23 protein-coding genes, 4 tRNA genes and 1 pseudogene are annotated in these 25,756 nt (G+C 69.1%); 10 read left to right on the top strand and 18 right to left on the bottom strand.

Annotated elements, in window-relative coordinates; translation table 11 throughout:
- Positions 1 to 52: 52 nt before the first annotated feature.
- From SVTN_RS22660 to SVTN_RS22615, 10 genes are all read right to left on the bottom strand, one after another.
- A complete protein-coding gene (locus tag SVTN_RS22660; RefSeq protein ID WP_041130748.1) occupies positions 53 to 3,952 on the bottom strand; it encodes a DNA-directed RNA polymerase subunit beta' in 3,900 nt (1,299 codons plus the stop codon).
- Positions 3,953 to 4,050: 98 nt separating this feature from the next.
- Positions 4,051 to 7,533 (bottom strand): DNA-directed RNA polymerase subunit beta, encoded by a 3,483-nt coding sequence (rpoB, locus tag SVTN_RS22655; protein ID WP_041130747.1) that lies wholly within the window; start codon positions 7,531 to 7,533, stop codon positions 4,051 to 4,053.
- Between the two features lie 580 nt (positions 7,534 to 8,113).
- Positions 8,114 to 8,500: a 50S ribosomal protein L7/L12 gene (gene rplL, locus SVTN_RS22650; RefSeq protein WP_041130746.1), complete on the bottom strand. Its 387-nt coding sequence runs from the start codon at positions 8,498 to 8,500 to the stop codon at positions 8,114 to 8,116.
- A gap of 112 nt (positions 8,501 to 8,612) precedes the next feature.
- On the bottom strand, positions 8,613 to 9,143 hold the full coding sequence (gene rplJ, locus SVTN_RS22645; RefSeq protein WP_041130745.1) for a 50S ribosomal protein L10: 531 nt from the start codon (positions 9,141 to 9,143) through the stop codon (positions 8,613 to 8,615).
- 249 nt (positions 9,144 to 9,392) lie between these two features.
- A complete protein-coding gene (locus tag SVTN_RS44365; protein ID WP_041130744.1) occupies positions 9,393 to 10,214 on the bottom strand; it encodes an SCO4651 family lipoprotein in 822 nt (273 codons plus the stop codon).
- A gap of 112 nt (positions 10,215 to 10,326) precedes the next feature.
- On the bottom strand, positions 10,327 to 11,055 hold the full coding sequence (gene rplA, locus SVTN_RS22635; RefSeq protein WP_041130743.1) for a 50S ribosomal protein L1: 729 nt from the start codon (positions 11,053 to 11,055) through the stop codon (positions 10,327 to 10,329).
- Between the two features lie 80 nt (positions 11,056 to 11,135).
- Positions 11,136 to 11,570, bottom strand: coding sequence for a 50S ribosomal protein L11 (gene rplK / locus SVTN_RS22630; RefSeq protein ID WP_030687894.1), 435 nt, complete (start codon positions 11,568 to 11,570; stop codon positions 11,136 to 11,138).
- A 158-nt stretch (positions 11,571 to 11,728) separates the two neighbouring features.
- A complete protein-coding gene (gene nusG / locus SVTN_RS22625) occupies positions 11,729 to 12,583 on the bottom strand; it encodes a transcription termination/antitermination protein NusG (protein WP_041130742.1) in 855 nt (284 codons plus the stop codon).
- A gap of 44 nt (positions 12,584 to 12,627) precedes the next feature.
- Positions 12,628 to 12,912: a preprotein translocase subunit SecE gene (gene secE / locus SVTN_RS22620; RefSeq protein ID WP_041130741.1), complete on the bottom strand. Its 285-nt coding sequence runs from the start codon at positions 12,910 to 12,912 to the stop codon at positions 12,628 to 12,630.
- Between the two features lie 105 nt (positions 12,913 to 13,017).
- Positions 13,018 to 13,090: transfer RNA gene (locus SVTN_RS22615), tRNA-Trp, on the bottom strand.
- A 207-nt stretch (positions 13,091 to 13,297) separates the two neighbouring features.
- Between SVTN_RS22615 and SVTN_RS22610 the strand changes: the two genes are divergently transcribed.
- Entirely contained in the window at positions 13,298 to 14,524 is a 1,227-nt protein-coding gene (locus SVTN_RS22610; RefSeq protein ID WP_041130740.1) for a pyridoxal phosphate-dependent aminotransferase, read from the top strand.
- Positions 14,525 to 14,643: 119 nt separating this feature from the next.
- The gene (locus tag SVTN_RS22605) at positions 14,644 to 15,660 is read left to right on the top strand and encodes an adenosine deaminase (protein ID WP_041130739.1); all 1,017 of its coding nucleotides are present in this window, start codon (positions 14,644 to 14,646) and stop codon (positions 15,658 to 15,660) included.
- A 24-nt stretch (positions 15,661 to 15,684) separates the two neighbouring features.
- On the opposite strand, the gene SVTN_RS22600 is transcribed toward SVTN_RS22605, so the two are convergent.
- Positions 15,685 to 16,281, bottom strand: coding sequence for a TetR/AcrR family transcriptional regulator (locus SVTN_RS22600; protein WP_041130738.1), 597 nt, complete (start codon positions 16,279 to 16,281; stop codon positions 15,685 to 15,687).
- Positions 16,282 to 16,368: 87 nt separating this feature from the next.
- On the opposite strand from SVTN_RS22600, the gene SVTN_RS22595 reads away from it, so the two are divergent.
- Positions 16,369 to 17,001 (top strand): NAD(P)-dependent oxidoreductase, encoded by a 633-nt coding sequence (locus SVTN_RS22595; protein ID WP_041130737.1) that lies wholly within the window; start codon positions 16,369 to 16,371, stop codon positions 16,999 to 17,001.
- Between the two features lie 43 nt (positions 17,002 to 17,044).
- On the opposite strand, the pseudogene SVTN_RS22590 reads toward SVTN_RS22595, so the two are convergent.
- The 6 genes and pseudogenes from SVTN_RS22590 to SVTN_RS22565 form a co-directional block, all read right to left on the bottom strand.
- Positions 17,045 to 18,121, bottom strand: a pseudogene (locus tag SVTN_RS22590) (UDP-N-acetylmuramate dehydrogenase); the annotation flags it as partial.
- A 49-nt stretch (positions 18,122 to 18,170) separates the two neighbouring features.
- Positions 18,171 to 18,599 (bottom strand): MaoC family dehydratase, encoded by a 429-nt coding sequence (locus tag SVTN_RS22585; RefSeq protein WP_041130735.1) that lies wholly within the window; start codon positions 18,597 to 18,599, stop codon positions 18,171 to 18,173.
- 2 nt (positions 18,600 to 18,601) lie between these two features.
- Positions 18,602 to 19,054 (bottom strand): MaoC family dehydratase N-terminal domain-containing protein, encoded by a 453-nt coding sequence (locus SVTN_RS22580; RefSeq protein ID WP_030687915.1) that lies wholly within the window; start codon positions 19,052 to 19,054, stop codon positions 18,602 to 18,604.
- Positions 19,055 to 19,155: 101 nt separating this feature from the next.
- Positions 19,156 to 19,320, bottom strand: coding sequence for a 50S ribosomal protein L33 (gene rpmG / locus SVTN_RS22575; protein ID WP_003956487.1), 165 nt, complete (start codon positions 19,318 to 19,320; stop codon positions 19,156 to 19,158).
- An 88-nt stretch (positions 19,321 to 19,408) separates the two neighbouring features.
- A tRNA-Met gene (locus SVTN_RS22570) sits at positions 19,409 to 19,481 on the bottom strand.
- A gap of 44 nt (positions 19,482 to 19,525) precedes the next feature.
- Positions 19,526 to 19,598 (bottom strand) — tRNA-Thr (locus SVTN_RS22565).
- A 206-nt stretch (positions 19,599 to 19,804) separates the two neighbouring features.
- Between SVTN_RS22565 and SVTN_RS22560 the strand changes: the two genes are divergently transcribed.
- A complete protein-coding gene (locus tag SVTN_RS22560; protein ID WP_041130734.1) occupies positions 19,805 to 21,067 on the top strand; it encodes an amidohydrolase family protein in 1,263 nt (420 codons plus the stop codon).
- 20 nt (positions 21,068 to 21,087) lie between these two features.
- Positions 21,088 to 21,744, top strand: coding sequence for an SDR family oxidoreductase (locus tag SVTN_RS22555; RefSeq protein WP_041130733.1), 657 nt, complete (start codon positions 21,088 to 21,090; stop codon positions 21,742 to 21,744).
- Positions 21,745 to 21,821: 77 nt separating this feature from the next.
- On the opposite strand, the gene SVTN_RS22550 is transcribed toward SVTN_RS22555, so the two are convergent.
- A tRNA-Tyr gene (locus SVTN_RS22550) sits at positions 21,822 to 21,903 on the bottom strand.
- 172 nt (positions 21,904 to 22,075) lie between these two features.
- On the opposite strand from SVTN_RS22550, the gene SVTN_RS22545 reads away from it, so the two are divergent.
- From SVTN_RS22545 to SVTN_RS22525, 5 genes are all read left to right on the top strand, one after another.
- A complete protein-coding gene (locus tag SVTN_RS22545; RefSeq protein WP_041130732.1) occupies positions 22,076 to 22,567 on the top strand; it encodes a YajQ family cyclic di-GMP-binding protein in 492 nt (163 codons plus the stop codon).
- A gap of 117 nt (positions 22,568 to 22,684) precedes the next feature.
- Positions 22,685 to 23,257 (top strand): methylated-DNA--[protein]-cysteine S-methyltransferase, encoded by a 573-nt coding sequence (locus SVTN_RS22540; protein WP_245727609.1) that lies wholly within the window; start codon positions 22,685 to 22,687, stop codon positions 23,255 to 23,257.
- Complete coding sequence (locus SVTN_RS22535) at positions 23,254 to 23,886, top strand: alpha-ketoglutarate-dependent dioxygenase AlkB family protein (protein ID WP_041130731.1); 633 nt, start codon at positions 23,254 to 23,256, stop codon at positions 23,884 to 23,886. Before SVTN_RS22540 ends, SVTN_RS22535 begins: the two co-directional genes overlap by 4 nt.
- A gap of 10 nt (positions 23,887 to 23,896) precedes the next feature.
- Complete coding sequence (locus SVTN_RS22530) at positions 23,897 to 25,135, top strand: APC family permease (RefSeq protein WP_041134158.1); 1,239 nt, start codon at positions 23,897 to 23,899, stop codon at positions 25,133 to 25,135.
- A gap of 175 nt (positions 25,136 to 25,310) precedes the next feature.
- Positions 25,311 to 25,712 (top strand): YccF domain-containing protein, encoded by a 402-nt coding sequence (locus SVTN_RS22525; protein WP_041130730.1) that lies wholly within the window; start codon positions 25,311 to 25,313, stop codon positions 25,710 to 25,712.
- Positions 25,713 to 25,756 lie beyond the last annotated feature (44 nt).

The following is a 25,756-nucleotide window of genomic DNA, read 5'->3' as shown; positions in this document are numbered from 1 at the left end:
GCCGAAGGGCGGCCACCCCTGATCGGGGTGACCGCCCTTCGGTTCGCACTACTTACTGGTTGTACGGACCGTAGTCGTAGTCCTCCAGCGGAACGGCCTGGCCGGAGCCCGAGCCGAACGGCGAGTAGTCGATGTCGTCGTAGCCGACGGCCGAGTACATCGCGGCCTTGGCCTCCTCGGTCGGCTCGACCCGGATGTTGCGGTAGCGGGACAGACCCGTACCGGCCGGGATGAGCTTACCGATGATGACGTTCTCCTTGAGGCCGATGAGGCTGTCGGACTTGGCGTTGATCGCCGCATCCGTCAGGACTCGGGTCGTCTCCTGGAAGGAGGCGGCCGACAGCCAGGACTCCGTCGCCAGCGAGGCCTTGGTGATACCCATCAGCTGCGGACGGCCGGAGGCGGGGTGACCGCCCTCGGTGACCACACGACGGTTCTCGGTCTCGAACTTCGAACGCTCGACCAGCTCGCCCGGCAGGAGCTCCGCGTCGCCGGACTCGATGATCGTCACGCGGCGCAGCATCTGCCGGATGATGATCTCGATGTGCTTGTCGTGGATCGACACGCCCTGCGAGTTGTAGACCTTCTGGACTTCGCCGACCAGGTGGACCTGGACCGCGCGCTGACCGAGGATCCGGAGCACGTCGTGCGGGTTGGTGGCACCCACGGTGAGCTTCTGGCCCACCTCGACGTGGTCGCCCTCGCCCACGAGCAGACGGGCACGCTTCGAGATCGGGAACGCCGTCTCGTCGGTGCCGTCGTCCGGAGTGACGACGATCTTCTTGGTCTTCTCGGTCTCCTCGATGCGGACGCGACCGGCCGCCTCGGAGATCGGGGCGACACCCTTCGGCTGCCGAGCCTCGAAGAGCTCGACGACACGGGGCAGACCCTGGGTGATGTCGTCACCGGCCACACCACCGGTGTGGAAGGTACGCATCGTCAGCTGGGTACCGGGCTCACCGATGGACTGGGCGGCGATGATGCCGACCGCCTCACCGATGTCGACCAGCTTGCCGGTGGCGAGCGAACGGCCGTAGCAGAACGCACAGGTACCGACGGCGGACTCACAGGTCAGGACCGAACGGGTCTTGACCTCCTCGACGCCCGCGTTGACCAGGGCGTCGATGAGCACGTCACCCAGGTCGACGTTGGCCGGCGCGATGACCTTGCCGTCGACGACGACGTCCTCGGCGAGCATCCGCGCGTACACGGAGGTCTCGACGTCGTCCGTCTTCCGCAGGACACCGGCCTCGTCCTTGGCCGCGATCCGCAGCTTCAGACCGCGCTCGGTGCCACAGTCCTCCTCGCGGATGATGACGTCCTGCGAGACGTCCACCAGACGACGGGTCAGGTAACCCGAGTCGGCGGTACGCAGGGCGGTGTCGGCGAGACCCTTACGGGCACCGTGCGTCGAGATGAAGTACTCGAGGACGGAGAGGCCCTCACGGAACGAGGCCTTGATCGGACGCGGGATGGTCTCGTTCTTCGCGTTCGACACCAGACCACGCATACCGGCGATCTGCCGCATCTGCATCATGTTTCCTCGGGCACCCGAGTCAACCATCATGAAGATGGGGTTCGTCTTGGGGAAGTTCGCGTTCATCGCCTCGGCGACCTCGTTGGTCGCCTTGGTCCAGATCGCGATGAGCTCCTGCGTGCGCTCTTCCTTGGTGATCAGACCGCGCTCGTACTGCTTCTGGACCTTCTCGTCCTGCGCCTCGTAGCCCTTGACGATCTCCTTCTTCGCCTCGGGAACGACGACGTCGGAGATGGCCACGGTGACGCCGGAACGGGTCGCCCAGTAGAAGCCCGCCGCCTTCAGGTTGTCGAGCGTCGCCGCCACGATGACCTTGGGGTAGCGCTCGGCGAGGTCGTTGACGATCTCGGAGAGCTGCTTCTTGCCGACGGAGTAGTCGACGAACGGGTAGTCCTCGGGCAGCAGCTCGTTGAAGAGCGCGCGGCCCAGCGAGGTCTTCAGACGGAACGAGTCACCCTGCTGCCACTCCGGCTCGCCCTCCTCGGCGACCGGGGGAACCCAGCCACGGGGAGCGACGGTGCCGACCGGGAAGCGGATCTCGATCTGCGACTGCAGCGCGAGCTCGCCGGCGTCGAACGCCATGATCGCCTCGGCCGTGGAGCCGAACGCGCGGCCCTCGCCCTTGGTGTCACGGAGCTCGCCGTCGGTGGTGAGGAAGAACAGACCGAGGACCATGTCCTGGGTCGGCATCGTCACCGGACGGCCGTCGGCGGGCTTGAGGATGTTGTTCGAGGACAGCATCAGGATGCGGGCCTCGGCCTGCGCCTCCGCGGAGAGCGGCAGGTGGACGGCCATCTGGTCACCGTCGAAGTCCGCGTTGAACGCGGTGCAGACGAGCGGGTGGATCTGGATGGCCTTGCCCTCGACCAGCTGCGGCTCGAAGGCCTGGATGCCGAGGCGGTGCAGCGTGGGCGCACGGTTCAGCAGAACCGGGTGCTCGGCGATGACCTCTTCGAGGACGTCGTACACGACCGTGCGGCCGCGCTCGACCATCCGCTTGGCCGACTTGATGTTCTGCGCGTGGTTCAGGTCGACCAGGCGCTTCATCACGAACGGCTTGAAGAGCTCGAGCGCCATGGCCTTCGGCAGACCGCACTGGTGCAGCTTGAGCTGCGGGCCGACGACGATGACGGAACGCGCCGAGTAGTCGACACGCTTGCCGAGCAGGTTCTGACGGAATCGACCCTGCTTGCCCTTCAGCATGTCGCTGAGGGACTTCAGCGGACGGTTGCCGGGGCCCGTCACCGGGCGACCACGACGGCCGTTGTCGAAGAGGGCGTCGACCGCCTCCTGGAGCATGCGCTTCTCGTTGTTCACGATGATCTCGGGGGCACCGAGGTCGAGAAGCCGCTTCAGGCGGTTGTTGCGGTTGATGACACGGCGGTACAGGTCGTTCAGGTCGGAGGTCGCGAAGCGGCCACCGTCCAGCTGCACCATCGGACGCAGGTCCGGCGGGATGACCGGGACGCAGTCGAGAACCATGCCCTTGGGGCTGTTCGCGGTCTGCAGGAACGCGGAGACGACCTTGAGGCGCTTGAGCGCACGGGTCTTCTTCTGGCCCTTGCCGGTACGGATGATCTCGCGGAGGCGCTCGGCCTCCTCCTCCAGGTCGAAGGACTCGAGACGCTTCTGCAGCGCCGCGGCACCCATCGAACCGTCGAAGTACGTGCCGAAGCGGTCACGCAGCTCGCGGTAGAGGAGCTCGTCGCCCTCCAGGTCCTGGACCTTGAGGTTCTTGAAGCGGGACCAGACCTCGTCCAGACGGTCGATCTCGCGCTGCGCACGGTCGCGCAGCTGCTTCATCTCGCGCTCGGCACCCTCGCGCACCTTGCGGCGCACGTCGGCCTTGGCGCCCTCGGCCTCCAGCTCGGCGAGGTCGTTCTCGAGCTTCTTGGCGCGGGCCTCCAGGTCGGAGTCGCGACGGTTCTCGATCTGCTGACGCTCGACGGAGACGTGCGCCTCCAGGGAGGGCAGGTCACGCGTACGGCGCTCGTCGTCGACGTACGTGATCATGTACGCCGCGAAGTAGATGACCTTCTCCAGGTCCTTCGGGGCGAGGTCGAGCAGGTAGCCGAGGCGCGACGGGACGCCCTTGAAGTACCAGATGTGCGTGACGGGCGCGGCCAGCTCGATGTGGCCCATCCGCTCACGGCGCACCTTGGCGCGGGTGACCTCGACGCCACACCGCTCACAGATGATGCCCTTGAAGCGGACGCGCTTGTACTTGCCGCAGTAGCACTCCCAGTCCCGGGTCGGACCGAAGATCTTCTCGCAGAAGAGTCCGTCCTTCTCGGGCTTCAGGGTGCGGTAGTTGATGGTCTCCGGCTTCTTGACCTCGCCGTGGCTCCACTGACGGATGTCGTCAGCGGTGGCCAGACCGATCCGGAGCTCGTCGAAGAAGTTGACGTCGAGCACTATGCGTCAATCCCTCTCAGGGTTGTAAGGCTTTGGGGTCTGATACGGGGGTCCTGGGGCCGGCGGGGGCTCATCGCTGAGCCCCCGCCGGACTCCCGTCAGACCTCTTCGACGCTGCTCGGCTCGCGCCGGGACAGGTCGATGCCGAGCTCCTCCGCTGCGCGGAAGACGTCCTCGTCGGTGTCGCGCATCTCGATGGACATGCCGTCCGAGGACAGCACCTCCACGTTGAGGCACAGGGACTGCATCTCCTTGATGAGGACCTTGAAGGACTCGGGGATGCCGGGCTCAGGGATGTTCTCGCCCTTGACGATGGCCTCGTAGACCTTCACGCGGCCGGTCACGTCGTCGGACTTGATCGTCAGCAGCTCCTGGAGGGCGTACGCGGCGCCGTAAGCCTCCAGCGCCCACACCTCCATCTCACCGAAGCGCTGGCCACCGAACTGGGCCTTACCACCCAGCGGCTGCTGGGTGATCATCGAGTACGGGCCGGTCGAACGCGCGTGCAGCTTGTCGTCGACCAGGTGGTGGAGCTTGAGGATGTACATGTACCCGACGGAGATCGGGTCCGGGAACGGCTCGCCGGAGCGGCCGTCGAACAGCCTCGCCTTACCGGTCGGGAGCACCATGCGCTCGCCGTCGCGGTTCGGGATGGTGTGCTGGAGCAGACCCGCGAGCTCGTCCTCACGCGCACCGTCGAAGACCGGGGTCGCGACGTTGGTGCCGGGGGCGACCTGGTCGGCGCCGATCGCCTGGAGGCGCTGCGCCCACTCGTCCGCGAGACCGGAGACGTCCCAGCCGCGGCTGGCGAGCCAGCCGAGGTGGATCTCCAGGACCTGTCCCGGGTTCATTCGGGACGGGACACCCAGCGGGTTGAGGATGATGTCGACCGGAGTTCCGTCCTCGAGGAACGGCATGTCCTCGATGGGAAGGATCTTCGAGATGACACCCTTGTTGCCGTGACGGCCGGCGAGCTTGTCACCGTCGGTGATCTTGCGCTTCTGGGCGACGTAGACGCGGACCAGCTGGTTCACGCCCGGGGGAAGCTCGTCGCCCTCCTCGCGGTCGAAGACGCGGACGCCGATGATCTTGCCGATCTCGCCGTGCGGCACCTTCAGCGAGGTGTCACGGACCTCACGGGCCTTCTCACCGAAGATCGCGCGGAGCAGGCGCTCCTCCGGGGTCAGCTCGGTCTCACCCTTCGGGGTGACCTTGCCGACCAGGATGTCGCCGGCGACGACCTCGGCACCGATGCGGATGATGCCGCGCTCGTCGAGGTCCGCGAGGACCTCCTCGGAGACATTCGGGATGTCCCGGGTGATCTCCTCGGGGCCGAGCTTGGTGTCACGGGCGTCGACCTCGTGCTCCTCGATGTGGATCGAGGAGAGGACGTCGTCCTGCACGAGGCGCTGCGACAGGATGATCGCGTCCTCGTAGTTGTGGCCCTCCCACGGCATGAACGCCACGAGGAGGTTCTTGCCGAGCGCCATCTCGCCGTCTTCGGTGGCGGGACCGTCGGCGAGGACCTGGCCCTCGATGACGCGCTGCCCCTCGTCCACGACGACCTTCTGGTTCACAGAGGTGCCCTGGTTGGAGCGGGAGAACTTGTGCAGGCGGTACGTGATGTACGTGCCGTCGTCGTTGGCGACCGTGATGTAGTCGGCCGACAGCTCCTGGACGACACCGTCCTTCTCGGCCTTGAGCACGTCGCCGGCGTCGGTGGCGCAGCGGTACTCCATGCCGGTGCCGACGAGCGGGGCCTCCGACTTAATGAGCGGGACGGCCTGACGCATCATGTTCGCGCCCATGAGGGCACGGTTGGCGTCGTCGTGCTCGAGGAACGGGATCATGGCGGTCGCGACCGACACCATCTGGCGCGGCGAGACGTCCATGTAGTCCACGTCCGACGGCTCGACGTAGTCGACCTCGCCGCCACGCTTGCGGACCAGGACGCGGTTCTCGGAGAAGCGGAGCTCGTCGTCGAGCGCGGCGTTGGCCTGCGCGATGACGAACCGGTCCTCCTCGTCGGCGGTGACGTAGTCGACCTCGTCGGTGACCTGGCCGTCGACGACCTTGCGGTACGGCGTCTCGATGAAGCCGAACGCGTTGACGCGGCCGTACGAGGCGAGCGAACCGATCAGACCGATGTTCGGGCCTTCGGGGGTCTCGATCGGGCACATGCGTCCGTAGTGGGACGGGTGCACGTCTCGGACCTCGAAGCCGGCCCGCTCACGGGAGAGACCACCGGGACCCAGCGCCGAGAGACGACGCTTGTGCGTCAGACCCGACAGCGGGTTGTTCTGGTCCATGAACTGCGACAGCTGCGAGGTGCCGAAGAACTCCTTGATCGACGCCACGACCGGGCGAATGTTGATCAGGGTCTGCGGGGTGATCGCCTCGACGTCCTGGGTGGTCATCCGCTCGCGGACGACGCGCTCCATACGAGCCAGACCCGTGCGGACCTGGTTCTGGATGAGCTCGCCGACGTTGCGCAGACGACGGTTGCCGAAGTGGTCGATGTCGTCGGTCTCGACGACGATCTCGTTGCCGTTCTCGCCGATCGTCTCGGTCTCGCCCGCGTGGAGCTTCACCAGGTACTTGATCGTGGCGATGATGTCGTCGGTGGTGAGGACACCGGCGTCCAGCGGCTCGTCGGCGCCGAGCTTCTTGTTCACCTTGTAGCGGCCGACCTTCGCGAGGTCGTAGCGCTTCGGGTTGAAGTAGAGGTTCTCGAGCAGCGTCTGAGCGGCCTCACGGGTCGGCGGCTCGCCCGGACGGAGCTTGCGGTAGATGTCCAGAAGCGCGTCGTCCTGGCCCTGGGTGTGGTCCTTCTCCAGGGTGGCGCGCATCGACTCGTACTCGCCGAACTCCTGCAGGATCTGCTCGGTGGTCCAGCCGAGGGCCTTCAGGAGGACGGTGACGGACTGCTTGCGCTTGCGGTCGATGCGGACACCGACCAGGTCGCGCTTGTCGATCTCCATCTCCAGCCAGGCACCCCGGGACGGGATGATCTTGGCGGAGAAGATGTCCTTGTCGGACGTCTTGTCGATGGAGGAGTCGAAGTAGACACCGGGGGAACGGACCAGCTGCGACACCACGACACGCTCGGTGCCGTTGATGACGAAGGTGCCCTTGTTCGTCATGAGCGGGAAGTCGCCCATGAAGACCGTCTGGGACTTGATCTCGCCGGTCTCGTTGTTGGTGAACTCGGCGGTGACGAAGAGCGGGGCGCCGTACGTGAAGTCACGGTCCTTGCACTCGTCGATCGAGTTCTTCGGCGGCTCGAAGCGGTGGTCGCGGAAGGTCAGCGACATCGACCCGGAGAAGTCCTCGATCGGGGAGATCTCCTCGAAGATCTCCTCCAGACCGGACTTCGTGGGGACGTCCTGTCCCGACTCAAGGGCAGCCTCGACGCGAGCCTTCCAGGCGGCGTTGCCGAGCAGCCAGTCAAAGCTCTCGGTCTGCAGCGCGAGGAGGTTCGGAACCTCGAGGGGCTCCTTGATCTTTGCAAAGGAGATGCGCAGCGGGGCGGTGCTTGCGCCGTTGTTCGTATTGGTCGAGGCGTTGCGCGAGGCGGCCAAGAGGGGGTCCTTCCGAGGGCTCGGACTCACTACGCGCGTACCGGTCCCCAGCAACGCTTCACGGCAGACGTTTCCTGAGATGACCAAAAGGCCAGGTCAGACGGGGTCGGTCCACGAAGCTGATGCGAAGGTATGCCCCTGGTGACGGGCAGGGGGCAGCTAACAGGCAGCGCAAAGGGTCAGTGTAGCCACTTGGCCCACTGATGTCCAGGGCGACTTCTTCGCGACCCTCGTTGCTCTCAACTCCGCGGTACCTCGCGCCGTGCGGCGCACCTCGATACTGCCCGTTCGGTCGTCGATCCATGCCTCGGAAACGGATCGTTGTGACGACGCGTCCTGAGAATTGCGCGCTGCGTGCGGTTCGTCAAGACCCGCCGGTCCGCGGGGCGCACGGCGAAGATCACCATACTCCGCTTCCGGCGGCCCGCAGGACCCCCGCCACGCCCGTTTCCCGGGAACGCAGAGAGGCGACCACCCAGATGGGTGATCGCCTCTCGGTGCCTCCGCGTTACACGGATTCGCGGTTACACGGATTCGCGTCGTACGGGGGCAGGAGTCAGCTCAGCGAGCCGAAACGGTCTTACTTGACCGTGACGGAGGCGCCGGCGGCCTTGAGGGACTCGGCGGCCTTCTCGGCGACGTCCTTCGCGACCTTCTCGAGGACCGGCTTCGGGGTGCCGTCGACGAGGTCCTTGGCCTCCTTGAGGCCCAGGGAGGTGAGCTCGCGCACGACCTTGATGACCTGGATCTTCTTGTCGCCGGCACCCTCGAGGATGACGTCGAACTCGTCCTGCTCCTCGGCGGCGGCGGCGTCGCCACCACCCGAGACCGGGCCGGCGGCAACGGCGACGGCCGCGGCAGCCTTGACGTCGAACTTCTCCTCGAAGGCCGTCACGAACTCGGAGAGCTCGATGAGGGTCATCTCCTCGAACTGGGCGAGGAGGTCTTCCTGAGAGAGCTTCGCCATGATGGGCGATCCTTCCACTAAATTCGGCAGGTGCCGATATGTCTGAAGAGGCGGGCGTAACGGCCCGCTACGACCCGCGCACTAGGCGGCGCGGATCAATGCGCGAGCCGAATTACTCGGCACCGCCCTGCTCGGCCTGCTTGGCGCGAAGCGCGTCCACGGTGCGGACGAGCTTCGTCGGCAGCGCCTGGAAGAGCTGAGCAGCCTGAGTCTGCTTGCCCTTGAACGCGCCGGCCAGCTTGCTGAGCAGAACCTCGCGGGACTCGAGGTCCGCAAGCTTCTTGAACTCGTCGGCGGAGAGCGCCTTGCCGTCAAGGACACCGCCCTTGATGACGAGGTTCGGGTTCTCCTTGGCGAAGTCACGCAGAGCCTTCGCCGACTCCACCGGGTCACCGGTGACGAAGGCGGCCGCGGTCGAACCAGCAAGCTGGTCGTCCAGCGCGGCGATCCCGGCCTGGTTGGCCGCAATCTTGGTCAGCGTGTTCTTCACCACGGCGTACTGGGCGTTGTCACCGAGCGAACGACGCAGCGTCTTGAGCTGCGCCACGGTGAGCCCCGTGTACGAGGTCAGCACGACGGCGTTCGAGCTGCGGAACTTGTCCTCAAGCTCGGCTACCGCGGCAGCCTTGTCGGGCCTTGCCATGAGCGTCGGCCTCCTTCCGGGTGATGGGACCGCACGGAAGGGGCTGAACAAAACAAAACGCCCCGGGCGCAGGCGCACGGGGCTGAACTCGACCAGATCACGAGGATCCGGGAACTCTTCCACAGTCACCTGCGCGGGTCGTTCGCATCTCAGCGAATCCTTCGGCCACCGCACCCTTACGGGAACAGCGACGACCAGCGGTCTTTGGCTTCTGTGGAAGCGTACGTGACGGGGTCGCCTCCGGGCAAATCAGCCCCTACCGAGGTTCTTCAGGAGCTCCACGAAGCCGACGGCGTCCTCGGCGGGCGGGGCCTGGAAGGCGGCCTCGGCGCCGTAGTCGGAGTACTTCGTGGTGAGCGACGTACGGGTCCCGCCGGACTCCGCGTGGACGATCGTCTTCGCCGGGTAGCCGTCAGCGCCGATCCAGACCTCCATGCGCTTGCCCCCGGGGAGCTCGCCCTCGTAGGCCTCCGCCTTGACGTCGCCGCCCTTCACGGGGCCGAGGTGCTTGACCGCCGACGAGCCGGCCAGGAGGCCGAGCTCCTTGGGCAGGTCCATGTTCACGGCGGTCAGGCCGCCGGTCAGCTGGAGCGTCAGCTCGTCCCCGGCGGCGGCGCCCTCGGCGTCCACCTTCAGCCAGCGCTTGCCGCCCGTCTGCGCGGCCAGGGTCGTCCCCAGGTCCACGTAGGTGGCCCCGTCGGCCGTGACCATGCGCGTCTCGACGGGGGCGCCGGGGATGTCGGCCAGGTAGGACGAGTCGAAGACCTTCAGGTCGGCGGCCACGGGACCCCAGGCCTGGACACCGGTGAACGTGCTGCCGCCGGGCGCCTTCCCGCCGCCCACGGTGAGGCGCATCTCGACCTTGGCGCTCTTCGCCGCCGAGGCCTTGGCGGACGCGGCCCGGACGGCCTTGGCGGCCTCCTCGGGGCTCTGCGTGCCCGGCTGCGCCGTCGCGGAGGCGCCGGCGGCCTTCTCCGTACCGCCGTCGCCGTCCTGGCATCCCGCGGCACCCGCCACGACGGCCGCGGCCGCCAGGGCCACGGCGGCGCGCTTCCACGCGGACCTGCTCATGTCCGTTCCCCACCCTTGATCGACGTCCTGCGTCCCGGACCGTAACAAGAAACCGGCCCCGCACCTCCGGAGAGGTGCGGGGCCGGTTGACCACTCAGCGAGCCTGGGAGGCTCAGACCGCGGCCGGGTCCTCCTCGACGAGGAGGTTGCGGGTGCGGTTGGAGTCCAGCGGGATGCCGGGGCCCATCGTCGTCGTGATGGCCGCCTTCTTGATGTAGCGACCCTTCGCGGCGGACGGCTTCAGACGGAGGATCTCCTCCAGGGCCGCGGCGTAGTTCTCGACCAGCTTCGTCTCGTCGAAGGAGACCTTGCCGATGATGAAGTGCAGGTTCGAGTGCTTGTCGACGCGGAACTCGATCTTGCCGCCCTTGATGTCGTTGACAGCCTTCGCGACATCGGGGGTGACGGTGCCGACCTTGGGGTTCGGCATGAGACCACGCGGGCCGAGGACGCGGCCGAGGCGGCCGACCTTGCCCATGAGGTCCGGGGTGGCCACAACGGCGTCGAACTCGTTCAGGCGGTTGCCCTTGGAGATCTCGTCGATGAGCTCGTCGGAGCCGACGATGTCGGCGCCCGCGGCGATCGCGGCCTCGGCACGCTCACCGGTCGCGAAGACCAGGACCCGGGCGGTCTTGCCGGTGCCGTGCGGGAGGTTCACGGTGCCACGGACCATCTGGTCGGCCTTGCGCGGGTCGACACCCAGGCGGAAGGCGACCTCGACGGTGCCGTCGAACTTCGTGGTGGCGGTCTCCTTGGCGAGACGGACGGCCTCGAGGGGGGCGTAGAGCCGCTCGCGGTCGACCTTGGCGTCCGCGGAGCGGAGAGCCTTGCTGCGCTTCACTGCTTCTCCTGGTGTTTCAGGTATGGAGTCGTGGTGCGGACCGCGCCGGCCCTACCACTGAAAGGTCAAACGGGGGGTGATCAGCCCTCGACCGTGATGCCCATGGAACGGGCGGTGCCGGCGATGATCTTGGACGCGGCGTCCAGGTCATTGGCGTTGAGGTCGGGGAGCTTGACCGTGGCGATCTCGCGGACCTGGGCGGCCGTGAGCTTGGCGACCTTGGTCTTGTGCGGCTCGCCGGAGCCCTTCTCCACACCCGCGGCCTTGAGGATCAGCTTGGCGGCCGGCGGAGTCTTGGTGATGAAGGTGAAGGTGCGGTCTTCGTAGACCGTGATCTCCACCGGCACGACCATGCCACGCTGCGACTCGGTCGCGGCGTTGTAGGCCTTGCAGAACTCCATGATGTTGACGCCGTGCTGACCCAGCGCGGGGCCGACCGGCGGGGCCGGGTTGGCCGCACCAGCGTTGATCTGGAGCTTGATAAGCCCCGTGACCTTCTTCTTCTTGGGAGGCATTGCTCTCTCCGGGTCCTAGTGAGAGTGTTCAGCCCGCCATCCGGTCATCCGGATGCAGGCATACCGCACAACGATAACGGGTATAGACGTGCGGCTAAAAACCGAGCAGGTCAGAGCGGCTACGAGAGCCACTCTGACCTGGTCGGAAGACGGTGAGATCAGTTCTTCTGGATCTGGTCGAAGCTGAGCTCGACCGGGGTCTCGCGACCGAAGATCTCGACGAGGCCCTTGACCTTCTTCGAGTCCGGGTTGATCTCGTTGATCGTGGCCTGGAGGGTCGCGAACGGGCCGTCGGTGACGGTGACCGAGTCGCCGACCTCGAAGTCCAGGACCTGGACCTCCAGCTTGCGGGCCGGAGCCGGCTTGCCCTCGGCCTCGGCGGCCTCGCGGGCGGCCTTCTCCTCGGCCTCCGGGGCGAGCATCTTGACGATCTCGTCCAGGGTCAGCGGGTACGGGTCGTAGGCGTTGCCCACGAAGCCGGTGACACCGGGGGTGTTGCGGACGACGCCCCAGGACTCGTTCGTCAGGTCCATGCGGACGAGAACGTAGCCGGGGAGCTTGTTCTGCTTGACGTTCTTCCGCTCGCCGCCCTTGATCTGGACGATCTCTTCCTCGGGGACCTCGGCCTGGTAGATGAAGTCCTCGACGTTGAGCGAGACGGCACGCTGCTCGAGGTTGGCCTTCACGCGCTTCTCGTAGCCCGCGTAGGTGTGGATGACGTACCACTCGCCGGGGAGGGTGCGGAGCTCCTCGCGGAGCGCGGCGACGGGGTCGACCGGGGCGGCCGGCTCGGCCTCCTCCTCGGTCTCGTCCTCGTCGCCCTCGTCCTCGACCTCGGCGGTCTCGTCCTCGTCGGCCTCTTCGGCCTCGTCGATCTCGACGTCCTCGTCCGCAGCGTCCTCTGCAGCGTCGACCTCGACGTCCTCGACGTCCTCGTCGGCGGCCTCGACGATGTCCAGCTCGTCCTCGACGGACTCGGACTCGAAGGCGTCGTTCAGGTTCGCGTCAGACACGGTGGCTGCTTCTTCCTGCGATACAGATGGGGTGGAACAAAAAGTCAGCCGAAGACGTACTTGACTGCTTCCTGGAAGCCATAGTCAATCACGGTGACAAGGCCGATCATGATGACGACGAAGACAATCACCACGGTGGTGTACGTCGTCAGCTGGTTCCGCGTGGGCCAGACGACCTTGCGGAGCTCGGCGATGATCTGGCGGTAGAAGAGCGCGAGACGGCCCAGGGGGCCCTTCTTTCCGCGCTTCCCGCCCTTGCGGGACTTCTTCTTCGACTCTGCGGTCTCGTCGGCATCAGGCATGTCGATGGAGCCTACGGCGTCCGTCACGATCTCTCACCTGATTCCGGGTCGGCCGTGCCGCGCCCGGGTGGAGCCGCACGGCGGTGCAATGAAGTACGTACACATGCGCACAACACCTGGCGGTGTGTGTAGCAGGGCCGGAGGGACTTGAACCCCCAACCGCCGGTTTTGGAGACCGGTGCTCTACCAATTGAGCTACGACCCTTTGTCGGTGCCCCCCAAACGTACCGCATCGTGAGATGTGGTCGGTGCGGGCCAACGAGGAGTGAGCATACGTGGTCATGGGCCCCTACGTCGAACAGAAACCTCGCCGACCTGCCGTCGGACGCTCGTACGACCGGTAATGACCGGTCCTGTCCGGTCCGTGAAACCTGTGTGCCGGGCCTCGGCGCGGTCTGGGACGATGGCCCGTATGAGCGCTGCTACCCCTCCCACCGAGCGTCGGGTCTCCGCCCGGATCGGTGCGATCTCCGAGTCCGCCACCCTCGCCGTCGACGCCAAGGCCAAGGCCCTCAAGGCCGCCGGGCGCCCGGTGATCGGTTTCGGCGCGGGTGAGCCCGACTTCCCGACCCCGGACTACATCGTCGACGCGGCCGTCGAGGCCTGCAAGAACCCGAAGTACCACCGCTACACGCCGGCCGGCGGTCTGCCCGAGCTGAAGGCCGCGATCGCCGCCAAGACGCTGCGCGACTCCGGTTACGAGATCGACGCCTCCCAGGTCCTGGTGACCAACGGCGGCAAGCAGGCGATCTACGAGGCCTTCGCCGCGATCCTCGACCCGGGCGACGAGGTCATCGTCCCGGCGCCGTACTGGACGACGTACCCCGAGTCGATCCGCCTCGCGGGCGGCGTCCCGGTGGATGTCGTCGCCGACGAGACCACCGGCTACCGGGTCTCGGTGGAGCAGCTGGAGGCGGCGCGCACGGAGAAGACCAAGGTCGTCCTCTTCGTGTCCCCCTCGAACCCGACCGGCGCCGTCTACAGCGAGGCCGAGACCGAGGCGATCGGCCGCTGGGCCGTCGAGCACGGCCTGTGGGTCCTCACGGACGAGATCTACGAGCACCTGGTCTACGGCGACGCCTCCGCCGTCTCGCTGCCGGCGGTCCTGCCGGAGCTGCGCGACAAGTGCATCGTCGTCAACGGCGTGGCGAAGACGTACGCGATGACGGGCTGGCGCGTGGGCTGGATCATCGGCCCGAAGGACGTCGTGAAGGCCGCGACCAACCTGCAGTCGCACGCCACCTCCAACGTCTCCAACGTGGCGCAGGTGGCCGCGCTCGCCGCCGTCTCCGGGAACCTGGACGCGGTCAAGGAGATGGGCAAGGCCTTCGACCGCCGCCGCCAGACGATCGTGCGGATGCTCAACGAGATCGAGGGCGTCGTCTGCCCGACGCCGGAGGGCGCGTTCTACGTGTACCCGTCGGTGAAGGGGCTGCTCGGCAAGGAGATCCGCGGCAAGCGCCCGCAGACCTCGGTCGAGCTCGCCGCGCTGATCCTGGACGAGGCCGAGGTCGCGGTCGTCCCGGGCGAGGCCTTCGGCACGCCGGGCTACCTGCGGCTTTCGTACGCGCTCGGTGACGAGGACCTGGTGGAGGGCGTGTCCCGGATCCAGAAGCTGCTCGCCGAGGCGCGCGACTGATCCTTTCGAGGTGCGGGCCCCCGGTTCTCCGGAACCGGGGGCCCGTTTTTGCGTTCTAGCAAGGTCCCGATCGGGGAAATGGACTTCATTCGTCCATTCGGGTGCGGCAGTATCGGCCAATGGAGCACGTACGCGATCTCACCCTGTTGCCCAAGGCCCATCTGCATCTGCACTTCACCGGTTCGATGCGGCCCACGACGCTCATCGAGCTGGCCGACAAGTACGGCGTGCACCTCCCGGAGGCGCTCAAGAGCGGCACTCCTCCCAAACTGCGGGCCACCGACGAGCGCGGCTGGTTCCGTTTCCAGCGGCTGTACGACATCGCCCGCTCCTGCCTGCGCACGCCGGAGGACATCCAGCGGCTGGTCCGCGAGGCGGCCCAGGAGGACGTCAGGGACGGCTCGGGGTGGCTGGAGATCCAGGTCGACCCCACCTCGTACGCCCCGCACCTCGGCGGCCTGATCCCGGCCCTGGAGATCATCCTGGACGCGGTCGACGCGGCCTCGCGGGAGACCGGGCTCGGGATGCGGGTGCTGGTCGCGGCGAACCGGATGAAGCACCCTCTCGAGGCCCGTACGCTCGCGCGGCTCGCGGTGCGGTTCGCGGACCGGGGCGTGGTCGGTTTCGGGCTCTCCAACGACGAACGGCGGGGCATGGCACGGGACTTCGACCGGGCCTTCGCGATCGCGCGGGAGGGCGGCCTGCTCGCGGCCCCGCACGGCGGCGAGCTGACGGGCCCCTCGTCGGTGCGGGACTGCCTGGACGATCTGCGGGCGGCGCGGGTCGGTCACGGGGTGCGGTCGGCGGAGGACCCGAGGCTGCTGCGGAAGCTGGCCGAGAAGGGCGTGACCTGCGAGGTCTGCCCGGCGTCGAACGTGGCCCTGGGCGTGTACGAGAAGCACGAGGACGTCCCGCTGCGGACCCTCTTCGAGGCGGGCGTCCCGATGGCGCTCGGTGCCGACGACCCCCTCCTGTTCGGCTCGCGGCTCGCCGCCCAGTACGAGATCGCCCGTCGGCACCACGGCTTCACGGACGCGGAGCTGGCGGAGCTGGCCCGTCAGTCGGTGCGGGGCTCGGCGGCGCCGGAGGACGTCAAGGCGAAGCTCCTGGCGGGGATCGACGACTGGATCGCCTAGCCGGTACCGCTCGGTCGACCTCGGCTAGGCGATCCCGCGGAGCAGGGTGCGGGCGAGCGTGCGGGCGAAGTCGTCGAGGGAGTCCGGCGGCCTGCGGTCCGGGGTCATCTCCCACGCGAAGGAGCGCTGCACGCAGGCCCCGAGGAGCAGGGACGCGGCGGCCATCGGGTCGGCGTCGGCGCTGATGCGGCCGTGCTGCTGCTCGGCGCGGAGGTAGGCGGCGAGGCCTTCGATGGGCTTGTGGGGGCCCATGCCGTACGTGCGCATGGCCTCCTCGTGGCGCCGTTTGAGCTGCGGTTCGGCGTAGAGGGACGCGACGACCGGGAAGGTCTGCTCGTAGAAGAGCGCGGCCTGCCGGGCGACCTCGGTGAGGTTCTCCTCGACGCTGCGGCCGCCGGGGTCGGCGACGAGCGTGCCGAGGAGTCCGGCGAGCCGGGGCAGGCGCTCGTTCAGGACGGTCAGGAAGAGCTCTTCCTTGCTGCTGAAGTACTTGTAGAGCGCGGCTTCCGAGCAGCCGGCCGCCTTGGCGATCTCCTTGGTGGTGGTGCGGGCGAGCCCCGCCGTCCGCATGAGGTCGCGGGCGGCGTCGACGATCCGGGTCCGGGTCGGCTTCTCTTCCATGCATCCTCCAGCGACGCTTGACGTGTGAGTGAGTATCCACTCACCCTGGGGGTGAGTGAATACTTACCCACCCAGGGAGGGTGCGACATGAAGCTCACAGTCTTCGGTGCGACCGGCGGCATCGGCCAGGAGATCGTCCACCAGGCCCTGGCCTCGGGCCACGAGGTGACGGCGGTGGTGCGGGACCCGGCACGCCTCACCGTGACCGGCAGCCGCCTGACGGTCCAACGGGCCGACCTGTCCGACCCCGAGGCCCTGCGCGGGGCCGTGGCGGGCCGGGACGCGGTGCTCTCGGGCCTCGGCGCCCGGACCCGGGCGGACGCGGGCGTGACGGCGCGCCTGACCCGCTCGGTGCTCGCGGCGATGGAGGCCGAGAAGACGCGCCGGCTCCTGGTGGTCAGCGCGGCCCCGCTGGGCCCGGTCCCCGACGGCCAGGCCCTCGTCGACAAGGCCGTTCTGGCGATCATCAACAACGTCCTGAAGGACATCTACGCCGACCTGCGGGTCATGGAGTCGGACCTCGCCGCGAGCAGCGCCGACTGGACCTCCGTACGCCCGCCCAAGCTGACGAACAAGCCGGGCACCGGCCGGTACCGCAAGGTCGTCGGCGGCACCCCGTCCCGGGGCCGCTCCCTGGCCCGCTCGGACGTGGCGCACGCGATGCTGGCGATGATCGACGACCCGGCGACGGTCAGGCAGGGCGTCGGAGTGGCCTACTAGGGCCTGTCCGACCCCGATCCGCAGGACAGGCCCTGGTCGCGTGCTAGAGCTCGACGCCCACGGTGACGGGCTCGTTGACGAGGGTGATCCCGAAGGCGTCCCGTACGCCGGCGACGACCTCGCGGGCGAGGGCGAGGAGGTCCTCGGTGGTCGCCTCGCCGCGGTTGGTGAGGGCGAGCGTGTGCTTGGTGGAGATGCGGGCGGGCCCGGAGCCGTACCCCTTGGTGAACCCGGCCCTGTCGATGAGCCAGGCCGCCGAGGTCTTCACGGCGCCGTCCTCGCCCGCCGGGAAGGCCGGCGGGGCGACGTCCGGTCCGAGCCGCTCGGCCACGCGCGCGAGGAAGGTCTCGTACTCCCCCGCCGTGAGGATCGGGTTGGTGAAGAAGGAGCCCGCGGACCAGGTGTCGTGGTCCTCCGGGTCCAGGACCATGCCCTTGCTCGCGCGCAGCTTCAGGACGGTCTCGCGGGCGGTGGCGAGGGGCACCCGGTCCCCGGCCTCGACGCCGAGGGCGCGGGCGGTCTCCGGGTACTTGATCGGCGCCGACATCCCGTCGGCGTCCTCCAGCCGGAACCGGACCCGCAGCACGACGTACCGGTCGGGCTGGTCCTTGAAGAGGCTGTGCCGGTACGAGAAGGCGCACTCGGCGTTCGTGAGGGTGACGGTCTCCTCGGCGCGCCGGTCGTAGGCGACGACCTCGGTGACGGTGGCGGAGACGTCCTGGCCGTACGCCCCGACGTTCTGGATGGGGGTCGCGCCGGCCGAGCCGGGGATGCCGGCCAGGCACTCGATCCCGGCGAGCCCGGCCTCGACGGTCCGCGCCACGGCGTCCGTCCAGACCTCGCCGGCGGCGAGCTCCAGGCGGGTCCCGTCGAGCGAGAACCCGGTGGTGGCGATGCGCAGCGCCGTGCCGTCGAAGCCCTTGTCCCCGATGACCAGGTTGGAGCCGCCGCCGATGATCAGCAGCGGGGTCCCGGCGGCGTCGGCCTCGCGGACCGCGGCGATCACCTCGTCGTCGGTGGTGGCGGTGACGAGCCGGGTGGCGGGTCCGCCGAGCCGGAAGGTGGTCAGGGGCGCGAGGGGGGCGTCGTTGAGGAGCTGCACGGGCTCAAGAGTACGGGCCCGCCGCTTCCGCGACGGGCCCGTGACGTTCGTACGGCGGCTCGTACGGTCAGGCGAGGCGGACGACGGCCCGGGACATGCCCAGGACCTTCTGCCCGGCGCTCATGGCCGTGATGTCGACCCGCACCTGCTGGTCGTCCAGCTTGGCGGCGACCTTGGCGGAGACCTCGATCAGGGCGCCGGTCCCGTCGTTGGGGACGACGACCGGCTTGGTGAAGCGGACGCCGTACTCGACGACGGCGGCGGGGTCGCCGGCCCAGTCGGTGACGACGCGGATCGCCTCGGCCATGGTGAACATGCCGTGGGCGATGACGTCGGGGAGGCCGACCTCGACCGCGAACTTCTCGTTCCAGTGGATGGGGTTGAAGTCCCCGGAGGCGCCGGCGTACTGCACGAGCGTGGCGCGGGTCACGGGGAAGGACTGGGCGGGCAGCTCGGTGCCGACCTCGACCTCGTCGTAGGCGATCTTCGCGGTCATGGTCAGGCCCCCTCGGGTGCGCGGGAGACGAGCTTGGTCCAGGCGGTGACGACGTGCTCGCCGGAGGCGTCGTGGACCTCGCCGCGGATGTCGAGGATGTCGTTGCCGGCGAGGGACTTGATCGCCTCGATGGTGGAGGTGACCGAGAGCCGGTCCCCGGCGCGTACGGGCCGGGTGTAGGCGAACTTCTGGTCGCCGTGGACGACGCGGCTGTAGTCGAGGCCCAGCTGCGGGTCCTCGATGACGGCGCCGGCCGCCTTGAATGTGATGGCGAACACGAAAGTGGGCGGGGCGATCACATCGGAATGTCCGAGCGCCTTGGCCGCCTCGGTGTCGGTGTACGCGGGATTGGCGTCACCGATCGCCTCGGCGAACTCGCGGATCTTCTCGCGGCCGACCTCGTAGGGCGCGGTGGGCGGATAGGTCCGGCCCACGAAGGACTGGTCGAGCGCCATGGACTCGATACCTCCTGGATTTGTTGCCGATGTCATCGGGGGGAGCCGACAAACGACACGAGGCCGCCCCCGAGTGGGGACGGCCTCGTGTACGAGCCTGATTAGCGCGTCTCGCGGTGCGCGGTGTGCGAGTTGCAGCGGGGGCAGTGCTTCTTCATCTCAAGACGGTCCGGGTTGTTACGCCGGTTCTTCTTGGTGATGTAGTTCCGCTCCTTGCACTCCACGCAGGCCAGCGTGATCTTCGGGCGGACGTCGGTGGCAGCCACGTGAGTGCTCCTTGACGGACGGATGGACGGATGAACGCATAGAAGAGTAGCCGATCGCAGGACCGACCCCACAATCGGCTACTGTCTGTAGCGGTGACCGGACTTGAACCGGTGACACAGCGATTATGAGCCGCTTGCTCTACCGACTGAGCTACACCGCTTTGATGATCCGGACCCCGCCCGAAGGCGGGATCCCTCTCACCAGAGCCCCAATACGGAATCGAACCGTAGACCTTCTCCTTACCATGGAGACGCTCTACCGACTGAGCTATTGGGGCGAGCGAGGAAGACATTACACGGTCTCCGGCCCATCACCCAAATCCGTTTCCCCGGGGCCTCTCGGCAGCCCTCACCAGGCATCCCGTACGCCACTCGTGGCCTCATCAGTACGACTATTGCGCTCCTCCTCGAAGCTCGCTCCGAGCGCCCCTAGGCTCGGCCCCACGCTGCGTGATCTTGATCTTGAGGAGTCCTGAGGAGCCCGATGTCAGCCGACAGCAAGCAGCCCCAGCCGCCCGAGGACGGGGCCGCCACCACCGCCGACTCGACCTCGCTCCTGCTCTCCCACGCACGGCTCACCGACGGACGGACCGTGGACGTGCGGCTCGTCGGCGGCCGGATCGAGGCCGTCGGCACCGCCGGCAGCCTCACCGCCGTGGGCGCCCGCGTCGACCTCGCCGGCTACCTCCTGCTGCCCGCCGCCGCCGAACCCCACGCCCACGCCGACACCGCGCTCTCCGCCGACACCCCGGGACCCGTCTCGTACGCCCCCGAGGAGGTGCAGCGGCGGGCCACCGAGGCGGCGCTGCTCCAGCTCGGCCACGGCGCGACGGCGCTCCGCGCGCACGTGCGCATCGGCGACGTCCAGGGGCTCGGCCCGCTGGAGGCCGTCCTCCAGGCCCGGCGCTCGCTGCGCGGCCTCGCCGACCTGACGGCCGTCGCCGCGCCCCGGCTGCTCACGGGCGTCGCGGGCGCGGACGGGCTCGCGATGCTGCGGGACGCGGTGAAGATGGGCGCCGGCGTGGTCGGCGGCTGTCCGGACGCCGACCCGGACCCGGCCGGCTACGTGGAGGCCGTGCTCGGCGTCGCGGCCGAGCACGGCGTCCCGGTCGACCTGCACACCGACGGGGACGACCCGGCGCGCCTCGCCCGGCTCGCGGCGATGGCGGGCGGGCTGCGGCCCGGGGTGACGATCGGGCCGTGCGCCGGGCTCGGCCGACTGCCGTCCGACGCGGCGAGCCGGGCGGCGGACCGGCTGGCGGCGGCCGGGGTGGCGGTGGTGTGCCTGCCGCAGGGCGGCTGCGGGGGCACGGAACTGCGCGGGGCGGCGCCGGTGCGGCTGCTGCGGGCGGCCGGGGTGCGGGTCGCGGCGGGCGGCGGGGCGCTGCGGGACACGGCCAACCCGGTGGGGCGCGGGGACCCGCTGGAGGCGGCGTACCTGCTCGCCTCGCTCGGCGGTCTCGCACCCCAGGAGGCGTACGGGGCGGTGAGCACGGAGGCGCGGGCGGTGATGGGCCTCCCGGAGGTGCGGGTGGAGGCCGGTTTCCCGGCGGAGCTGCTCGCGGTGCGCGGCGAGCGCCTGGCGGGCGTGCTGTCCCTCGCGTACAGCCGGATCGTGGTGCACCGGGGGCGGGTGGTGGCGCGGACGAGCGCGGTGCGGGAGTACTGCGACTCGGCGGCGACCCTGGACCTGCCTCGTCAGACACGCCCTGAGCGGCCGTCCGAGCCGGGAAGCCCTCCGGCCTGACCCGTCGTACGGTCGTGAGTATGCGCATCGTCATCGCTGGAGGACACGGACAGATCGCCCTGCGTCTGGAGAGGCTGCTCTCGGCGGCGGGGCACGAGGTCGTGGGGATCATCCGCAACCCGGAACAGGGCGCCGACCTGCGGGACGCGGGCGCGGAGCCCGTCGACATGGACCTGGAGTCGGCGTCGGTCGAGATGGTCGCCGCGGTGCTCCAGGGCGCCGACGCGGCCGTCTTCGCGGCGGGCGCGGGCCCCGGCAGCGGGACCGCCCGCAAGGACACGGTGGACCGCGCGGCGGCGGTCCTGTTCGCCGACGCGGCGGAACGCGCGGGCGTGCGCCGGTTCCTCGTCGTCTCCTCGATGGGCGCGGACGCGTCCCACCCGGGCGACGAGGTCTTCGACGCCTACCTGCGCGCCAAGGGCGCGGCCGACGACGAGATCCGCCGCCGCACGGGCCTGGACTGGACGATCCTGCGGCCCGGCTCCCTGACGGACGACGCGGGCACGGGCATGGTCCGCCTGGAGGCCCGCACGGGTCGCGGCCCGATCCCCCGGGACGACGTGGCCGCGGTCCTCGCCGAACTCATCGACACCCCGGCGACCGCGGGCCTCACCCTGGAACTGATCGCCGGTTCGGTCCCGCTCTCGGTCGCGGTGAAGGACGTGGCCGGCAACTGACCCGCACCCCCGCCCCGACAATCCCCCGTAACGACGAAGAAGGCCCCCGGCGCAAGCACCGGGGACCTTCTTCAGTGTGGCGACGCCAGGATTCGAACCTGGGTAGGCTAAGCCGACGGATTTACAGTCCGCTCCCATTGGCCACTCGGGCACATCGCCATGGGTTCGTTGCCTTGGTTCTCCGCGTTTCTGCGGTGTTCCCCGGCAACGACGTAAACAATACCTGATCCCGGGGGGTGCTTCGCCACCGGATTGATCAGCGGTTCGGTCGGTGACTCACCCCCTAGGCTTCTGGGGTACCCCAAAGCATCCGAGCAAGGAGCCACGAGTCATGGCCGACTCCAGTTTCGACATCGTCTCCAAGGTCGATCGGCAGGAGGTCGACAACGCCCTCAACCAGGCGGTGAAGGAGATCTCGCAGCGCTACGACTTCAAGGGAACCAACGCCTCGATCTCCTGGTCGGGCGAGAAGATCCTGATGCAGGCGAACGGCGAGGAGCGCGTCAAGGCGATCCTCGACATCTTCCAGTCCAAGCTGATCAAGCGCGGGATCTCGCTGAAGTCCCTGGACGTCGAGGGTGAGCCGCAGCTGTCCGGCAAGGAGTACAAGCTCTTCGCCTCCGTCCAGGAGGGCATCTCCCAGGAGAACGCCAAGAAGGTCGCGAAGGCCATCCGCGACGAGGGCCCCAAGGGCGTCAAGGCGCAGGTGCAGGGCGACGAGCTGCGCGTCAGCTCGAAGAGCCGGGACGACCTGCAGGCCGTGCAGGCGCTGCTCAAGGGCAAGGACTTCGACTTCGCGATCCAGTTCGTGAACTACCGCTGACCTCGAGCGGGACTTCGTGGCGGTCGTGACCGTCGTGTCCGAATACCGCCAGCCCCGCGCTCGGCGGTCCCCGCACACTGGGTCCGAGGAAGACCCGTACGGGGAGAGGAACCAGTCATGACCGTGTACGCGTACGTCGACGGCCCCCTGGGCGAGATGCTCCTCGTCGGGCAGCTCGCCGAAGGGGGCCGGGCCGTGCTGCGCTCGCTGTCCCTGCCGGGGCAGAAGGGCGCCGTCGAGGTCGAGGACGGCTGGACGCCCGCACCCGGGGCGTTCGCCGAGGTCGAGCGGCAGCTGGGTGAGTACTTCGCCGGGCGCCGCGACCGCTTCGACCTGCCGCTCGCCGGCGACGCCGGGACCGCGTTCCAGCGGCGCGTCTGGCGGGCCCTGGAGGAGATCCCGTACGGGACGACCGTCTCGTACGGGGAGATCGCCCGGCGGGTCGGCTCGACCGGCGCCGGGGTACGGGCCGTGGGCACCGCGATCGGGCGCAATCCGCTGCTCGTGGTGCGGCCCTGCCACCGGGTGATCGGGGCCGACGGGAGCCTGCGCGGGTACGCCGCCGGGCTTGAGCGCAAGGAACGCCTCCTCGGCCTCGAAGGAGCCCTCGAAGAGGCCGCCGGCGGAGCCCTCGAAGGGGCCGTCGGCGGGGCCCTCCTCGAAGGAGCCGTCGGTGGGGCCCTCGTGTGACCGGTGACGGGCTCTTCCCCCGCGAGCGGGTCACGGTGGCGCCCGGGGCGGTGCACGTGCCCGCGTGGCTGCCGTTCACGCGCCGGCGGGAGCTGGTGGACGCCTGCCGGGAGTGGGGGCGCGGGCCCGTCCCGTACCGGCGGACGGTGCTGCCGGGCGGCGGCGTGATGTCGGTGCAGACCCTGTGCCTGGGCCGGCAGTGGGTGCCGTACCGCTACCTCGACTCGGTCGGGGTCCCGCTGCCGGACTGGCTGGTCGAACTTGCCCGGGAGGCGCTCGTCGAGGCGTACGGGGAGCACGGCGGCTTCACCCCCGACACCGCGCTGGTGAACTTCTACGCGCCGGGGGCGCGCATGGGCATGCACCAGGACCGGGAGGAGCGCTCCGGGGCGCCGGTGGTGTCGCTGAGCCTCGGGGACCGGTGCGTGTTCCGCTTCGGGAACGAGGAGAACCGCGGCCGGCCGTACCGGGACGTCGACCTGGCCTCCGGGGACCTCTTCGTCTTCGGCGGGGCTTCGCGGTGGGTTCACCACGGGGTTCCCAAGGTGTTCCCGGGGACTGCCGAACCGGCGCTCGGCCTGGTGGGACGCCTGAACATCACGCTCAGGGAGACCGGCCTCAGCGTCTAATGTGCGGAGCATGACACCGGAACTCCGCCGCTCCCTGGGCCTCTTCGACGCGGTCGTGATCGGCCTCGGTTCGATGATCGGGGCGGGGATCTTCGTCGCGCTCGGGGCCGCCACGGACGCGGCCGGCTCCGGGGCGGGGCTGCTCTGGGCACTCGGGCTCGCCGCCGTCGTCGCGTACTGCAACGCCACGGCCTCGGCCCGGCTCGCCGCCCGCTACCCCGCCTCCGGCGGCACGTACGTGTACGGTCGCGAACGCCTCGGTTCCTTCTGGGGATACCTCGCCGGCTGGGCGTTCGTCGCCGGCAAGACGGCCTCGTGCGCGGCGATGGCACTGACCGTCGGGGCGTACGTGTGGCCGGAGCAGGCGCACGCGGTGGCGGTCGCCGCCGTGGTGGCCCTGACAGCCGTCAACTACACGGGAGTTCAGAAGTCGGCGCTGCTCACGCGGGTGATCGTGGCGCTCGTCCTGGCGGTGCTCGCGTGCGTGGTCGCGGTGTCGTTCGGAGCGGGCGGGGCCGAAGTCACGGCGGTCGGCGAGGAGCTGACGACGGGTGGGGTGCTCCAGGCCGCGGGTTTGCTCTTCTTCGCATTCGCGGGGTACGCGCGGATCGCCACGCTCGGTGAGGAGGTCCGCGACCCGGCCCGCACCATCCCCCGGGCGGTGCCGCTCGCGCTCGGCATCACGCTCGCCGTCTACGGGCTCGTCGCGGTGAGCGTGCTGACGGTCCTCGGCCCGGCGGCCCTCGCCTCCTCCCCCGCGCCGCTCGCCGACGCGGCCCGCGCGGCGGACGCGGGCTGGCTGGTGCCGCTGGTCACGGTGGGCGCGGCCGTCGCCGCCCTGGGCTCGCTGCTCTCCCTGATCCTCGGGGTGTCCCGTACGACCCTGGCGATGGCCCGGGACGCCTACCTGCCGACGGCCCTCTCAGCCGTCCACCCCCGCTTCCGGGTGCCGCACCGGGCGGAGCTCGCGGTGGGCGCGGTGGTGGCCGCGGTGGCGGCGACGGTGGACGTACGGGGCGCGATCGGCTTCTCGTCCTTCGGCGTCCTGGTCTACTACGGCATCGCGAACGCCTCCGCCTGGACCCTGGGCGGCCGCGCGCGCCTCCTGTCCGCCCTGGGCCTCGCCGGCTGCGCGACCCTGGCCTTCGCCCTCCCCCTGGGCTCGGTCCTGGCGGGCTCGGGGGTGGTCGCGGCGGGCGTGGTGGCGTGGTCGATAAGCCGGGGCCGCGCGGTACCGCCACGGCCGTAGGGCCCCGGCTGCGGGGCCTTCGCCCCCTCCGGGCCGGGTTGTGGGCACACGTTCCGCAGGGGTCCTTGCGGGTCGATTACCCACACGGCGGGCGCGTCAGCGGCTTGCGTAGCCGTACGGCCGGTTCGTTGGGACGATTTCCTTGCCGGCGAACCCACCTGGAGAGGTGTCGATCATGAAGCTGTTCAACCTGCTGCTGAACATCATCTGGCTCGTCTTCTGCGGCATCTGGATGGCGATCGGCTACCTCATCGCGGCGCTGATCTGCTTCGTCCTGATCATCACCATCCCCTTCGGCATCGCGTCCCTACGCATCGCAGGCTTCGTCCTCTGGCCATTCGGCCGCACCACGGTGGAGAAGCCGGGCGCTGGAACCGGGTCGTTCATCGGGAACGTGATCTGGGTGATCTTCGCCGGGTGGTGGCTGGCCCTGGCCCACCTGGTCACGAGCATCCCTCTGTTCCTGTCGATCATCGGCATCCCGTTCGGTTGGGCCAACCTGAAGTTGATCCCGATCTCGCTCATGCCGTTGGGGCGTGAGGTGGTTCCGTCAGACCAAGGCTTCGGGGGACGCTGAGAGACTTCGGCCCGTGTCGCCGGTCCGCCGACTCGCGGGGCGGC

The organism is Streptomyces vietnamensis (assembly GCF_000830005.1).
In the GTDB taxonomy this organism is placed as follows: domain Bacteria; phylum Actinomycetota; class Actinomycetes; order Streptomycetales; family Streptomycetaceae; genus Streptomyces; species Streptomyces vietnamensis.
This window is presented reverse-complemented; position numbering and strand designations above follow the sequence as displayed.